Raw genomic sequence first — 14,539 nt, forward strand, 5'->3', positions numbered from 1 at the left:
GATGATTTAATGTGAACTAATTATAGGTTTATTTATTGATTTTTTTACTTATTCTTGCGATTTTTCAGATGATTTTGGTTCTTCACCTGATTTATCCAATTCTTTAGATAAATCTTGAAGCGCTTGGTCTAATTTTTTTTGTTCTGTTTTAGCACTTTCATCTTGTTTTGCCTCTTTTTCAGAACGTTCACTTTGTTGTTCTTTTGTTTCGTATGGTAAAAATGTCACACCAACTTGCAAATCTACAAATCCAGGTGTTTTTAATGCTCCTGAATTATCTCTCTCTAATTTATCAGAAATACTAGGATAATAGTTGATTTTATTTGCAAAAGTTTGAATATCACCAACAACTTCAACATTATCTGTCATAAACAATTGTATCCTATTTTGATTATTTTCACCTGGTTTATAATTGACTTCAGAAATCATTGCTTTTACTTTCGGTTTAACTTTCTTCAATTCAGGAATAAGTTTATCTAATTTTTTCGAACTAAAATCATTCAAAATAGGAACATCAATTGGGAGATCTGTTGATAAGTTTTTTATAGTTGATCCATTTTCTAACAAAGGTACATACCCCTTTTTATTTTTAATCAAACCAATTGGTTCATACTCAGTGACCTCGACTGTCATATCATTAGGAAAATGTCTCTTGATTGTGACACTTTTAACACCTTCAAGTTTTTCAATCTTCGTTTTCATATCACTAATTGGTAAATTATAAATTCTCGAGTCAGATTTAATATTCAAGGCTTTATTTATATCTTTTTTTGCTACAATTTCTTCACCTTTTATGTCTACTTGATCAACTTTACTTATATCTGTAAACATATACAGAACAATCAAAATGACAAGGAGTATAACACCTATGAATACACCTAATTGAATTTGACGTCTACGCTTTCTTTTATTTCGCATCATTTTCAAACGTTCGTCTTCAGTAGTCGTTTCAAATTGCAATATATCCTCTTTATTTTCAGAACTTTTATTCACGGTTGTCACTCCTTTTTATACAATTTCTAAAAAGTTGGTAAATGTTTTTGGAAGCTTTTAATGAATTCTTCTCCACGTGCTTCAAAAGTATCATATTGATCCCAACTCGCACATGCTGGCGATAATAATACAACATCATTAGATTGAATATAATCTTGTATTATATTGACAGCATCTTTCACATCATGTGCTTGTATAACTTCTTTACCTTGACTCGCACCTAATGTTTTAAGTTTATCTTTTGTTTCACCAAAAGTAACCATCAATCTAACATTGTCCATATATGGAATCAAATCATCAAAATCATTACCTCTATCTAATCCTCCACATAGCCATATTATTGGCGTGTTAAATGAGCTTAATGCAAATCGAGTAGCTAAAGTATTTGTTGCTTTTGAATCGTTGTAATATTTATTTCCACGATTATTGCCTACGTATTGAAGTCTATGCTTAATACCTGAGAAAGTTGTAAGTGTATGAACAATAGATTTAACATCTACTCCAGAAATTAAAGCAGCTAGAACTGCTACAAGTACGTTTTCTAAGTTATGTTTACCTGGTAAAACAATATCATTAATATTGATAATTCTTATTCCATTATAAACAACATATCCGTCCTCAATATAGATGCCATCAACTTGTTGTTCAGTTGAAAAGTATAAAATTTTAGATTTAATTTCATCCTTATTTATAAGATGTCTTTGTTCATAATTAAAAATTAAGTAATCATCTTCTATTTGATTGCTAAAAATATTTTTTTTAGCGTTTTGATATTCTTCTAAAGTTCCGTGATAATCTAAATGAGCAGAGTATATATTCGTTACTATTGCGATATGTGGGCGATATTTAATCGTTCCTAACAGCTGAAATGATGATAATTCAGTAATTAGATAATCATCTTTAGTAACATCTTGTGCAACTTTTGATGCAACTACCCCAATATTCCCGGAAACTTGCCCATTTACTTTACTATTCCCAAACATATCTCCGATTAAGGAAGTCACCGTAGTTTTTCCGTTTGTACCCGTGATACCTATAATCGGCGCTTCAGAAATATAATAACTCAGTTCAACTTCAGTAATGATATCTAACCCTTTATTTACAGCTTCTTGTAACAAAGGAATACTATAAGGAATACCCGGGTTCTTAACGATTAACGGATTATGATTTAATAAACTAATAGGATGTTCTCCGCTAATTACTTTAATACCTTGATTCTGTAATTCAATTGCATGAGGATCGGTAGATAAATCTTTACCATCGTTAACAGTGACATGTGCACCAAGTTTGTTACATAATTTCGCGCTTTCATATCCACTTTTTGCTAATCCTAATATAAGGACTTCTTTTCCTTTTAATGCATCATATTCCTTCATATCACATTACTCCAATCCATAGACCAATTGCACCTGTAATGATACCAGTAGTCCAGAATACTAAGACAATCTTCCATTCACTCCAACCTACTAACTCAAAATGATGGTGCAAAGGACTCATTTTAAATATTCTTTTACCCGTAAGTTTAAATGATGCTACTTGTAGCATCACAGACATTGTTTCAATTACAAATACTAAACCTATAAATAACAACGTAATTTCTTGATTAAGCATAATTGAAATTGTTGCAAATATACCACCTAAAGCTAAACTTCCCGTGTCTCCCATAAATACTTTTGCTGGGTATTTATTATAAATTAAGAATCCAATTAAACTTGCTAACATAACTAAACAGAACAAGCCAATTTCTGGTTTATCTAATGTAAATGATAAAATGGCATAAAAACCAAATGCAATAATAGATAAGCCTGTAGATAATCCATCTAAACCATCTGTTAAGTTTACTGCATTACTAAATCCAACTTGCCAGAATACAATGAATATTATATAAAAAACAGATAAAGGTAATGACCAATCTGTAAATGGTATATTAATTGCTGTTTCAAAATCATAATTCGGCATCAATATACTTACAATATAAAATACGATCGCGATTCCAATTTGTGCAAAGAACTTTTGTTTACTTGTTAACCCTTGGTTATTTTTTTTAACTACAATAATGTAATCGTCGATAAAACCAATTAAACCAAATCCAATTGTTACAAATAACAATAGAATAAGAGGACCTACTTGTTCAACATAGAATAATGCAATTATTGTAACAACAATAGTTGCAAGCAAAAATGTTAACCCTCCCATTGTTGGTGTTCCTGTTTTTTTCATATGACTCTTAGGTCCTTCTTCTCTTATACTTTGACCAAATTTTAATTTTTTAAGTGTTGGAATTAAAACTGGCACAAGTATTAAAGTCAATAAAAATGCAATGACAGGTAGCATGAAATTCATATTTGTTCACCTTTTCTTTTATTTTTTATAGAGTGAGGTTAGGACAAATTTATTGTCTCAACCTCTCATTCTCTTAGTTATCATTATCTTTATTCTTGTCTTTAGAAGTATCCTCTTCTGGTACTTGTCCAATAGAATTGTCACCATTTGGATGATTATTTGAAAGCGTAAATGTCACTTTTGTGCCAGCTTTTATCGTTTGATTTTCATCAATAGATTGTTCTGATACATAGCCTGAACCTTCAGTTTCTACATCAATACCAGTAGCTTCTTGTAATTTTAATAGATCTCGTTTAGTCCAATTTTCAGTATTAGGCATCGTCATTTCTCCATCAGTAACAAGCAAGATTCTCTCTTTATCTTGTACATTTTTACCTTTAAGAGGTAATTGTTTTTTAACTTTATCACCTTTACCAATTAAAATTGGATCCAATTTTTTACCTTTAATTGCATCAGTTGCTTTTTGTACATTCATATTCACAACATCAGGTACTTCTGAAGAGTTATTTTTCGCTTTGCCTTCAGTTTCTTCAACATCTAAATATTTCAAAGTATTTTCCATAATAGGATTAAATCCTCGAGAAACACCATATTCATATGCTTCTAAATCTCTTTTTTGAGCTAATGACATACCAGCGTAAACAACTACTTCTGGATCTTTTGCTGGTGCATAACCCATGAAACTTACAAAGTAAGGGTTTGCTCCGTCAACATATCCGCCACCTTTTGTATCTGGAACTTGTGCAGTACCAGTTTTACCTGCTACACGATAACCATCAATTTGATAATTGGTTGCGTGACTCTCTTTACTATTCACTACTTTATCTAATTCATCCATCGTCTTTTGGGCAGTATCTTTAGAGACTGGATTACCGACAACTTTTTTCTCACCTTTTTTGATAGTTTTATTCTCTTCTCTATTTTCTATAGATTTCACATAATAAGGTTCCAACATATTACCTTGATTCAATATTGCCGTTTCAGCTTGCAACATTTGTACAGGTGTTACTGTAGTTGATTGACCAAATGCTGATGTTTTTCTTTGAAGTTCATTGTCAAATGCAATATGTCCAGGTGCTTCACTATCAAATAGACCACCTGTTTTCTTACCGAATCCAAATTTTTCGTAATAAGCTTTTGATTTATCTTCTCCAACTAAGTCTTGTAGTTTCATCATTAAAGTATTAGCTGAATAAGTAAAACCTGTTGTCATTGGTATATTGCCCCAACCATCATCGTTCCAATCATAAATCTTGAATCCGTCAATTTCTCTATTACCTGACTTAAATTTCTTCTTAGGATCAAACTTGCCTTCTTCTATAGCTGCAGCAAGTCCGTATGTTTTAAATGTTGAACCTGGTTCATAAGTATTCTGATATAAATCATTTGCCCATTTTTTACCGAAATCTTCTTTAGTATCCGGATTAAATGTTGGGCGTTGACTATAACCTAATATTTCTCCAGTCTTAGCATCCATTACGACAGCAAATAAATCTTTAGGTTTATAGCGATCAACCATTTCATCTAGTGAATTTTCAACGAAGACTTGTATATTTGAATCTAAAGTCAAATGAACATCATCACCATTTTTTGCTTTAATGCTATCTTCACTGTTTGGTACTAACATTCCCCATATATCTTGCTTGTATGAGTTTTTACCAGTTTTCCCACTTAAATAGCTATCAAATACTTTCTCAGCACCAGAAACACCTTTTAACTTATTCGTTTCATGGTCTTTGTCTGCTAAACCTATTAGATGAGATGCAAAGTTTCCATTAGGATAAAATCTTTTTTTCTCAGTTTCAAAAGTAAGTCCTGGTAATTTAAGCTTTTCTATTTGAGTCTTTTGTTTATAAGTTAAATCTTTACCTTTTTGTCCAAATTCAACTTGGAAAGCTTTTTTAGTTTCAAGTTTTTTTAATATGTCTTTTTCATCCATATCAATAATTTTCGATAATTCTTTAGCCGTTTTTTTCTTGTCTTTAACATGCAATGGCTTATCACTATCTTTACTCATTTTTTTATCTAAAATTGCTACTAATTTATAGCTGTCAGTATCTTCAGCTAGAACTTTTCCATTTCTATCATAAATCTTTCCACGTTCTGGTTCTGCAACAGATTGTCGTAAATATTTTTCACTCGCTCTATAAGCTAAATCTTCACCAGCGGAATGTCCACTGATCATTAAATATGAATATCTTAAGGCCAATATAAAAAAGAGCAGTCCGAAAAAGCTTACTAAGAGGACTGCTCCTATTTTATTTTTCTTTATTTTAATTTTGGGCATCACTACGCACTACCTTTACATTGTCATTATTCAACTTCAGACCGTAATCTTCAGCTTTTTCGTAGATACGCTCATATGACGACTGTTTCATAGATTCTGTCTTCAAATCACTATTTGTCGTTTGTTGCTGTTCGATTTTACTATCTAATTCCGCAATTTGAGTTTTGTTGTTATACGCATCCATTTTTAAAGATAGCATATAAATACTTATCAACGCAATCATAGTTATTAATGATATGTATACAATTTTTTCGATTCTTGATATTCTTACAACTTTGGTCTTTGTAACTTTTTTCTTCTGTGGTTCGAGTTGTGGCTCTTGCCACTCATCAGGTCTATAATTTGGATATATTCTTTCTACTGCCATTCAATTGCCACTCCTCTGCTTACTTCAAAATTTCTGCTACTCTTAACTTTGCGCTTCTAGCTCTGTTGTTCTGTTCTAGTTCTTGATCATCAGAAATAATTGGTTTTCTATTTACTCGTTTCAATTTCGGTTTGTACTCTTCCGGTATAACCGGCAATCCCCTTGGTACATCTGGTCCTTTTTCATATTCTTGGAAGACTTGTTTACACAAACGATCTTCTAAAGAATGGAAAGTAATTACCGAGATTCTTCCTCCTACTTTCACGTTCTGTATAGCTGCTTCAATTGATTCTTCAAAAGCACCTAACTCATCATTCACTGCAATTCTAACCGCTTGAAATACACGCTTAGCAGGATGTCCGCCCTTTCTTCTTCTAGCGGCTGGAATACCTTCTTTAATTAAATCCACTAATTCGAAAGTCGTTTCTATAGGTACTTGTTCTCTTCTTGCTTCAATCTTTCTAGCTATTTGTTTTGAAAATTTTTCTTCACCATATCTAAAAAAGATTTTCACAAGTTGTTCATATGACCATTCATTTATCACTTCATAAGCAGATAATGATTGGGACTGATCCATTCTCATATCCAACTTTGCATCATAGTGATAACTAAAGCCTCGTTCTGGTGTATCAAGTTGTGGACTAGATACACCAAGGTCATATAGTACGCCATCTACATCATTAATTTGTAGTTCTTCTAATATATGTTTTAAATTTCTAAAGTTGTCTTGTACAAAAATTATTTTGTGCATGTGGTCTTTCAAAATCTCTTTAGCATGCTCAATTGCTGTTTCATCTTGATCGATTGCAATAAGTCTGCCTTCGTCATTTAATTGTTCAACTAGGTATAAACTATGCCCAGCTCCACCTAATGTACAATCAACGTATGTACCATCGGGTTTAATATCTAATTTATCTACAGTTTCCTTTAATAGTACGGATACGTGATGAAACATTTACTCCACTCCTAAAAATCAAAATCAATGAGATCTTCCGCAATGTCCTCAAAATTGTCTTCAGATTCATCATAAAAATCATTCCACGTAGCTTTATCCCAAATTTCAATTCTGTTAGAAACACCAATTACTGTACATTCTTTACTTAAATTAGCGTAACTTCTTAAATTTTGAGGGATATTTATACGTCCTTGTTTGTCTAACTCAACTTCAACAGCTCCTGAGAAGAACATTCTCATGAATTTACGGGCATCTTTTTTTGTAATAGGTAAGGTTTTGAGTTTTTCTTCGATGCGCGCCCACTCTTCAAGTGTGTAGCCAAACAAACATTTATCTAGGCCTCTAGTGATAATAAAACGTTCGTTCAAATCATATCTGAATTTAGAAGGCACAATCATACGCCCTTTAGTATCCAATTGATGTTGATATTCACCCATGAACATTTTATCTCACCTCACCTTATTTATAATTTACCACATTCCCCCACAATCCTCCACTATTTATACAATATTTATTAAAATTTGTGTAAATAGTAAAAAAAACACCCAATTTACGATTTCGTAAATTGAGTGTTAAACCTTGCTATAACTATAGTTCCACCGTAATATGTTCAAAAGTGTAACAAAGTGGTGGATAAGTGGAGGGACTGAACATAGTAATCCCAAATTGATTCATCAATTGTATAGGATTCCATACTCTTTCTTGTAATCCTTGGTGAGGATGTAAAGTATTCTCCACTGTTTCAAAATGTCTCATGCTTATTTCATTTTCTCTTTCTATGTTCAATAAATATCTATCTATTAAGTACTGGTACTGATGTTGATGTATTTTATTGTTCTTTTCAATCAATTTTCTATTTTGATAATTCTCACCAATTTCACTAATGAGTTTTTGATGAAAACTTGTTTGTACTTCTTTTATTCGGTCAATTTCTCTTAGTACTTCATCAGATGCTTTTTCTCTAATAAATTTATCTTTATCTTTTTTAACACCATTTAGAAGTACTGAATCTAAATCAAGATTATAGGTGTCTATACATTTCTTACTCTCTTGAGTTAAGTAACTAATGCGCATTCTTGGGGTAACAATAGGCATTTCAATATTCAATTCATCAAATATACCTTTGAGTTCACCCCAATATATAATTTCACTTGGTCCACCAATAAAGCTTAAAGTATTAAATAAATATTCCTCCATTAATGGTCTTGTTACAACATTATTAGAGAACCTTTCAGGATGTCTTTCTAACATATTAATTAATTCATCCTTACTAAAAGTAACGTCATTGTCCTTACTTAAATAAAATTGTCCTTCTTCATACATTAACAATTGTCTTTTATCATTGTAGTCAAAAAATAAATGTACATTACTATCAGTTAAAATCATACGTTTTTTAATAACTTCTGAAAATTGATCTTGTGTATTTCGAAACGCATCATCAATTTTTTCACGGTTCTCTATTATTTCTTTAAACAATGGAATTTCGATTTCTCTTAATTTTGAATAGTTCGCATCAATTAATAATAAACCATGTTCTTTAAACACTTCATTAGTTATAACCTTAAACATGTTACTCCATGATTCAGATGATTCTATTGCTTCTATGACCATGTTTTTAATATCTTTTGAATGTTCTGTTTCCCCTATAGAACGATACATGTTGCTTAATGCATCCATGACAAGTTCTTTATCAAAATCATACTGTGATACACTTTTTTCTGGCGGTTCTAAAGTGTTATACTTCACTTTATTTAACTGTCTTGAAATGCGATCATAAGCGTATGTATGATTTACCTCATCAAAATCATGATCTTCTCCCGCTATCCAAAAAACCGGAACAACTGGTGTATTTAACTTTTCACTTTGTTCATTCGCTAAAATGATAATAGAAATAATTTTATGAAATGTATAAAGTGGTCCAGTAAATAACCCTGCTTGTTGACCACCGATAATAACTTTGTGACCATCTCTTAAACTCTCAATATTCTTAAGTTGTTTGTCTGATAAATTTAAATCAGCCATATAACTATGAATCACTTCTGATAGTTCTTTTTCTCTACCATTAGATTTTAATTTAGAACGTCTTTCAAATTCAGATTGTTGGCCAGGCTTATATTCATAAAAATTCAAAATTTCATCACTTTGATTAGTAAATCTATCTATAAAGCTATTTTGTTGATCAATTACAGTCTTCATACAGTCCATACGAGTCTTTCTCCTTCGAAATTAATTACTACCAATAGTATAAAGATTGTAGGTTAATAAAACAATCTAACGGCTTATAATTTAAAATTTTATGTAAATGAAGTATAATTAAGAAAAGATTAAGGGGGATTATCATGGCAAAAGTAGAACATTTACAAATTAATTACAAGACTGAAGAAGCATTCGAACAATTCCGTAACTTCGGCAACGAAGGTTTATATATGGTTGAAGAATTAAAAGGAAGAATGATAGATGCTAGCTCAGATTCACCATTTTATGGTATTTATGTTGGTGATAAGCTCGTAGCTAGAATGTGCTTATTTAAACAAGATGAAGTTGAAAAAACATACTTCCCAGAATTTAATGATTACCATATTTTATGGAAACTCGAAGTGCTTAAAGATTATCAAGACAGAGGATATGGTAAACAACTACTAGAATATGCTAAGAAATTTGATTTACCTATCAAATGCATCGCACGTAATCAATCTAAAGACTTCTTCTTAAACCATGGTTTCCAAGATATAGAACAACAAAACCAATCTGGTGAAGACATTGTCATTTGGACACCCGATAAATAATATCAAAAAACTACCAACAAAGTATTTACTTTGTTGGTAGTTTTTATTATTAACCTGCTAATAATGTATATGAAATAACCAATGCTAACATGACTATAATTGCTATTATATGTGTCTTCTTATACATATATAAAATAGCTAAATACTCTCTTATATATGCATTCGGATAAAAATAAGACTTTGATGAACCACCCGTTACAGTAGCATTCATATTAAGTTTTTTCGATAAAAATGCAGCTCTTAATATATGGAAATGGTTTGAAACTATTGTAGCAATTGCTTCTGATTTATATTTGTCCATTATTTTATTTGAAAACACTAGATTCTCTTCTGTATTTGTAGACTTGTCTTCCATAATGATATCTTCATTTCGAATCCCTTGATCTACTAAATATCGTCGCATTGCTTCAGCTTCACTAATTTTTTCATCGGGTCCTTGCCCACCACTCACAATAATCAACGTATCTAAACTTTTCTTTTTTAATTTAATTGCTTTATCTAATCTTGCTTTTAGTAATGGCGTTACTTTTTCACCAATAATACCTGCTCCGAGAACAATAATAAAATCACTTTTCTTCCTTTTAGCAACACCACTCAAAATCCAAGAGTACAGATTATGAAGAATAAATATCAAATTCAAATAATAAAAGAAGAATGAAATCACGATTACTATTAATCCATTAAAATAATCTACAAATAAATGTGGTTTAAATAAAATTATCATGAAGTTTAAAAAGATAAATGTACCGTATCCTAAGACAATCATGTTCGTTACAAATCTGCCTTCGTTTGCTATCTTTTTCTTTAAATTTAAAAGTGACAAGAGCATAACTACAATAACTATTAAACCATATATTATATTAGTCATTAAAAGATAATTTATATTCATATGCAAATTTAAGAATGGTATCAGTAATCCCACAACGATACTACTAAATAGGCTAATAAGAAACATACCTAACAAAAACACATTCTTATATTGTCTAAAATCTACTATATAACTAATAACAAACAAAATTAACAAACCCAAAGTAATAAACATGATTGTCACCTCCAAATAAAATTTTAACAATAAAAGTATATCATCATCGTAAATAATAAACACTTTTATTAATTTTCAGAATTTTCGAAATATATATTGAATTAGGTCAATCTAGCTGATATAATATTTCACATTAGTAATTTATAATCAGGAGGCAATTTATAATGAATAACAAAACTTTAAACAAATCAACTTCAGTAGAAAGATCAGATGAAAGTGAGTCCCAATTTGGTAATAAAATGTTGTGTTTATCATATGAATCAACAACCGGTTGGTCATCACCTCAAATTAAACCTTACGCTCCAATCACAATATCTCCAAGTGCACAATGTCTTCATTACGGTCAAACAGTTTTTGAAGATATGATTGCCTTCAATATTAACCATTCAACACATATATTCAAACTACATGCACACTTAGAAAAATTTAATACGTCTTTAAAAAGAATAGAAATGCCTGAAGTGGAAATTGAAAGTTTAATCTCAGGAATCAATCAACTTATTAATGATGAGCAAGAATTTTTCCAAAATGATAATAATAGTTCAATTTATATTAGAACTGTCATGTTTGCTTCTGAAAGTAAATTAGGTGTTAGTAAATCCGAAACTTATGAGCTTATAACATTTATATCTTCATTACCTACTAATTCAAATTACAATCTACCTAGCCCTCTTAAAGTTTATGTTGAAGATAACTATGTTAAATCAGTACCAGGTGGTGCCGGCTATACACAATTTGGTGGTAATTATGCTTCTTCATACTTAGCAACTTTAAATGCGTCACAACTGGGATACGATCAAGTATTATGGTTAGACGGTATAAATAGAAACTATATTCAAGAAATAGGCAATATGAATGTATTTCTTGTCATAAACAATCAAATCATTACACCAAGCTTAAACGGTAGCATTGTCCCAGGAATTACACGACAATCCGTAATCGAACTTGCAGCAGATTTAGGTTATCAAGTAACAGAACGCCAAATTAGTATAAAAGAAGTATTTGAAAGTTATAAAGAAGGAAAATTAACAGAAATATTCTGTACAAATACATTGCATACCATAACGCCCGTTAGTGAAATAAAATATAATGAAGATATATTAACAATAAACAATCATAGTGCAGGAAGCATAACACAAGATTTATTTAATACTTATACCTCTATCCAAAATAGAACACTTCCAGACAAACATAATTGGAACTATTCAATAGAAGAAGCCGTTAAAATATAATTTAAAGATCTGATCGAATTTGAGCTGAATCGCACGATATCTTTGAAGTCTTCGTGCGTTTTATTCTATCTAAATTTTGCCAAAAAGAAAAACCTCTCCCAACCTATTAATTTTAATAGATTGGGAGAGGTTTTTTGCATAAAGAACTATTATGTAGTTCCATCTTTAATAATATTTAACTATCTATAGTTTCTAATAACTCTTACTATCATAGCAATCATAGGGAAAATCATTAATAATAAAACGATATAATATAAATCAACAATAGTATTTTCCCATTTGAATGGCACAAGAACTCCAAGAGCCATTATTAAAATTAATATTACAATATTTATGAACAAACATGTTATAAGATCTTTAAAACTAGATTTACTCTTATAATCAAAAGTTTGCTTCCAAAAATTCATATATGTCATTAGCAACCCTCCATTCCTTTACAGAATATACCAAAATTTAAAGTTAATTTCAATATATATTTTCTTAAATTTCCTATAAAAATTTAATTTAAAATATACAAAATTATGATTTTTTAAAACACGATAATAAAAATGACAAAACTGTCATATTATTATATTATTTATCACTTGATATAGTTCTGAATTGCTTTAAAAAGATAAAGAAAAATAGCCGATTGTGTTAGATCACAACCGACTACAACTCAAAAAGCCATAAAGAGATATAGTTTTATACACTCAGTGCCAACCGACTAAAGCGCCTGAGTGTTTTTTATACAACTAAGAGTAATATCATTAGTCTACTCCATTCTTAATTGTAGTGCACACAAAAAGTTAAACTTTTTGCGTGCACTTCATACGTAACAATATAAGTAATTGATATTTTAATCTATTAGATAAATAAATCATATATTTATAATATTACGTTATGTTCCTTTTCATAAGCTTTCATCTTCTGATAACTTCCTTCTTCCTTGTCTAAGGTTATGTGTAAATGATATGTCTTATTCGTTTTTTCATCTATAACCAGATAAATCTTTACATCTATACCCGCAAAAACTTTCCTAAATGCTTCTATTATTTTCGATTCAGCATCTACTACGGGGACAAATAGTAATTCATTATAAGGGAAATATGGTGCTCTATTATAATAATCATTTACCAATTCATATAACACACTATTACCATAAGTAAACTGATCATTTTTAAGTTCAATCCATTTTTCTTTAGGATCAAATAATATATCTGATAGCTCTTTGCTCTTTAATGTATAGTACAAGTCATATAAGCAATGATTTTTATTATTTTTTATTTCACCAACTCTTGCTTCCGCTCTATCTCTATTAGCACCAAAAAAAGAAGTATGCTCTCCATGCTTCCTTATAAAACGAAAATAAGGTGACAATTCTTTCCTAAACTCACCATATAACTGAGCTCCAAAACCTACATCATAATCATACAAGTCATAAAACATACAGTACCAATCTATATAAAAATCTAAAAACCTTTTATCTTCCAAGCATAAAACCTCCTACCCCACTAGATATAGTTCCAGGTCCTGCTGCTGTTACATATTGAACACTGCCTCAAAAATAAAATATTTCTGAAGCAAAAAAGCTATGAAATTTACAAATATTCCCTGAATTTTTGTAGTTTTAAAAATAACCCTACCTATTTTTAGAAGTACTACCTAAAGTTGAACTTATTGGGCAAACACATTAAAGTGGGTTATTTTTTCTTTTATTTTTAACCAGGTTATCATATTAACCACTACTATTTGTTATTACCTTCTAATGCCCAATCAAAGAATAAATAAATTGGATAAGTTATCACAGATAGAATTACATTTTTTGTCCATTCTATACCATCACTAAAAATTAAATTGAATATTGTTAATAATATTAGCATTATTACTGAAAAGGATATGTATGACAATATATACTTCATAATAATTACCTACCTCGTAAAATACTTTTTATCAGCACTAATTGCACATGATACCTGAAAAACTCTTTTTCTTATTACAACACTACCAATTTTCTTTAAAACTTATTATAAAAAACTAACTTTTTTCTATAATTACAAATAATACATAAAACAGTACTAAAACTAACATACCTAAAATAAACAACGCAATCGATAGAACAGGACTAAAATTATAAACCACATCCGCGGCAACGATAAAAGTAGTCCCCATAAATAAACAAACAGAAAACATATATGAAATTTTATTTACATTTTCTGGTTTTACTTTGTCATGTTCTATTGAAGCGATGATAAATATATTTTTAGTTTTCGCTACATATATAGAAATGATTAGTGATGTTAAAAATATACATAGTTCTAATATTATATTGAGCATTATTTATACTCCTCTTTTTCAAAGAAAATTTATATTTCAACCATAATTATTTAATCCTCTATACAATTAAACCAATCTTAATTAGTGTGATTAGTTAATTATCTGAATTTTATCATATATTGTATCCTCTACTAGCATCATTTACTCATATCAGATGCTGATAATTAGTAAAAATAATCCCTTCATACAAAGTGACAAGTTAAGTAATAAAGGTTTAC

At 30.0% G+C, this 14,539-nt stretch carries 15 protein-coding genes; 2 read left to right on the forward strand and 13 right to left on the reverse strand.

All coding sequences use genetic code 11. From position 1 onward, the window contains the following. Positions 1-48: 48 nt before the first annotated feature. From LQ609_RS01415 to bshC, 8 genes are all read right to left on the reverse strand, one after another. Complete coding sequence (locus LQ609_RS01415; protein ID WP_198644246.1) at positions 49-993, reverse strand: cell division protein FtsQ/DivIB; 945 nt, start codon at positions 991-993, stop codon at positions 49-51. A gap of 26 nt (positions 994-1,019) precedes the next feature. Further along, the gene (murD, locus tag LQ609_RS01420) at positions 1,020-2,369 is read right to left on the reverse strand and encodes a UDP-N-acetylmuramoyl-L-alanine--D-glutamate ligase (protein ID WP_239734248.1); all 1,350 of its coding nucleotides are present in this window, start codon (positions 2,367-2,369) and stop codon (positions 1,020-1,022) included. Position 2,370: 1 nt separating this feature from the next. Beyond that, a complete protein-coding gene (mraY, locus tag LQ609_RS01425; RefSeq protein ID WP_239734249.1) occupies positions 2,371-3,336 on the reverse strand; it encodes a phospho-N-acetylmuramoyl-pentapeptide-transferase in 966 nt (321 codons plus the stop codon). Positions 3,337-3,409: 73 nt separating this feature from the next. Beyond that, positions 3,410-5,623: a penicillin-binding protein gene (locus LQ609_RS01430; protein WP_203153381.1), complete on the reverse strand. Its 2,214-nt coding sequence runs from the start codon at positions 5,621-5,623 to the stop codon at positions 3,410-3,412. Continuing rightward, positions 5,610-5,990: a cell division protein FtsL gene (ftsL, locus tag LQ609_RS01435; RefSeq protein ID WP_078356864.1), complete on the reverse strand. Its 381-nt coding sequence runs from the start codon at positions 5,988-5,990 to the stop codon at positions 5,610-5,612. The genes LQ609_RS01430 and ftsL overlap by 14 nt, the downstream gene beginning before the upstream one ends. Before the next feature lie 19 nt (positions 5,991-6,009). Further along, positions 6,010-6,945 (reverse strand): 16S rRNA (cytosine(1402)-N(4))-methyltransferase RsmH, encoded by a 936-nt coding sequence (gene rsmH / locus LQ609_RS01440; protein WP_078356863.1) that lies wholly within the window; start codon positions 6,943-6,945, stop codon positions 6,010-6,012. A gap of 11 nt (positions 6,946-6,956) precedes the next feature. After that, entirely contained in the window at positions 6,957-7,388 is a 432-nt protein-coding gene (gene mraZ, locus LQ609_RS01445; protein ID WP_078356862.1) for a division/cell wall cluster transcriptional repressor MraZ, read from the reverse strand. A gap of 145 nt (positions 7,389-7,533) precedes the next feature. Then, positions 7,534-9,150 carry a bacillithiol biosynthesis cysteine-adding enzyme BshC gene (gene bshC, locus LQ609_RS01450; protein ID WP_239719553.1) on the reverse strand — a complete coding sequence of 539 codons (1,617 nt, stop codon included), beginning with the start codon at positions 9,148-9,150 and terminating at the stop codon, positions 7,534-7,536. Between the two features lie 134 nt (positions 9,151-9,284). On the opposite strand from bshC, the gene LQ609_RS01455 reads away from it, so the two are divergent. Continuing rightward, on the forward strand, positions 9,285-9,731 hold the full coding sequence (locus LQ609_RS01455) for an N-acetyltransferase (RefSeq protein ID WP_078356860.1): 447 nt from the start codon (positions 9,285-9,287) through the stop codon (positions 9,729-9,731). A 49-nt stretch (positions 9,732-9,780) separates the two neighbouring features. Here the strand turns inward: LQ609_RS01455 and LQ609_RS01460 are convergent, their stop codons facing one another. Further along, positions 9,781-10,773: a YdcF family protein gene (locus LQ609_RS01460; RefSeq protein ID WP_078356859.1), complete on the reverse strand. Its 993-nt coding sequence runs from the start codon at positions 10,771-10,773 to the stop codon at positions 9,781-9,783. A 164-nt stretch (positions 10,774-10,937) separates the two neighbouring features. Between LQ609_RS01460 and LQ609_RS01465 the strand changes: the two genes are divergently transcribed. Next, positions 10,938-12,005 (forward strand): branched-chain amino acid aminotransferase, encoded by a 1,068-nt coding sequence (locus tag LQ609_RS01465; protein ID WP_107509574.1) that lies wholly within the window; start codon positions 10,938-10,940, stop codon positions 12,003-12,005. A gap of 179 nt (positions 12,006-12,184) precedes the next feature. Here the strand turns inward: LQ609_RS01465 and LQ609_RS12665 are convergent, their stop codons facing one another. The 4 genes from LQ609_RS12665 to LQ609_RS01475 form a co-directional block, all read right to left on the reverse strand. Beyond that, entirely contained in the window at positions 12,185-12,313 is a 129-nt protein-coding gene (locus tag LQ609_RS12665; RefSeq protein WP_275584129.1) for a hypothetical protein, read from the reverse strand. 559 nt (positions 12,314-12,872) lie between these two features. Next, the gene (locus tag LQ609_RS01470; protein WP_239732696.1) at positions 12,873-13,478 is read right to left on the reverse strand and encodes a hypothetical protein; all 606 of its coding nucleotides are present in this window, start codon (positions 13,476-13,478) and stop codon (positions 12,873-12,875) included. Positions 13,479-13,732: 254 nt separating this feature from the next. After that, entirely contained in the window at positions 13,733-13,867 is a 135-nt protein-coding gene (locus tag LQ609_RS12670; RefSeq protein WP_275584130.1) for a hypothetical protein, read from the reverse strand. Between the two features lie 154 nt (positions 13,868-14,021). Next, positions 14,022-14,321, reverse strand: a complete 300-nt coding sequence (locus tag LQ609_RS01475) for a hypothetical protein (RefSeq protein ID WP_078356855.1) — start codon at positions 14,319-14,321, stop codon at positions 14,022-14,024. Between the last annotated feature and the right edge of the window lie 218 nt (positions 14,322-14,539).

The organism is Mammaliicoccus sp. G-M28, assembly GCF_022386595.1.
GTDB lineage: Bacteria > Bacillota > Bacilli > Staphylococcales > Staphylococcaceae > Mammaliicoccus > Mammaliicoccus fleurettii.

Coding starts and splice junctions, on each gene's coding strand:
- murD (WP_239734248.1), bottom strand. CDS start 2,369: ATGAAGGAATATGATGCATTAAAAGGAAAAGAAGTCCTTATATTAGGA.
- mraY (WP_239734249.1), bottom strand. CDS start 3,336: ATGAATTTCATGCTACCTGTCATTGCATTTTTATTGACTTTAATACTT.
- LQ609_RS01430 (WP_203153381.1), bottom strand. CDS start 5,623: ATGCCCAAAATTAAAATAAAGAAAAATAAAATAGGAGCAGTCCTCTTA.
- ftsL (WP_078356864.1), bottom strand. CDS start 5,990: ATGGCAGTAGAAAGAATATATCCAAATTATAGACCTGATGAGTGGCAA.
- rsmH (WP_078356863.1), bottom strand. CDS start 6,945: ATGTTTCATCACGTATCCGTACTATTAAAGGAAACTGTAGATAAATTA.
- mraZ (WP_078356862.1), bottom strand. CDS start 7,388: ATGTTCATGGGTGAATATCAACATCAATTGGATACTAAAGGGCGTATG.
- bshC (WP_239719553.1), bottom strand. CDS start 9,150: ATGGACTGTATGAAGACTGTAATTGATCAACAAAATAGCTTTATAGAT.
- LQ609_RS01455 (WP_078356860.1), top strand. CDS start 9,285: ATGGCAAAAGTAGAACATTTACAAATTAATTACAAGACTGAAGAAGCA.
- LQ609_RS01460 (WP_078356859.1), bottom strand. CDS start 10,773: ATGTTTATTACTTTGGGTTTGTTAATTTTGTTTGTTATTAGTTATATA.
- LQ609_RS01465 (WP_107509574.1), top strand. CDS start 10,938: ATGAATAACAAAACTTTAAACAAATCAACTTCAGTAGAAAGATCAGAT.
- LQ609_RS12665 (WP_275584129.1), bottom strand. CDS start 12,313: ATGGCTCTTGGAGTTCTTGTGCCATTCAAATGGGAAAATACTATTGTT.
- LQ609_RS12670 (WP_275584130.1), bottom strand. CDS start 13,867: ATGCTAATATTATTAACAATATTCAATTTAATTTTTAGTGATGGTATA.
- LQ609_RS01475 (WP_078356855.1), bottom strand. CDS start 14,321: ATGCTCAATATAATATTAGAACTATGTATATTTTTAACATCACTAATC.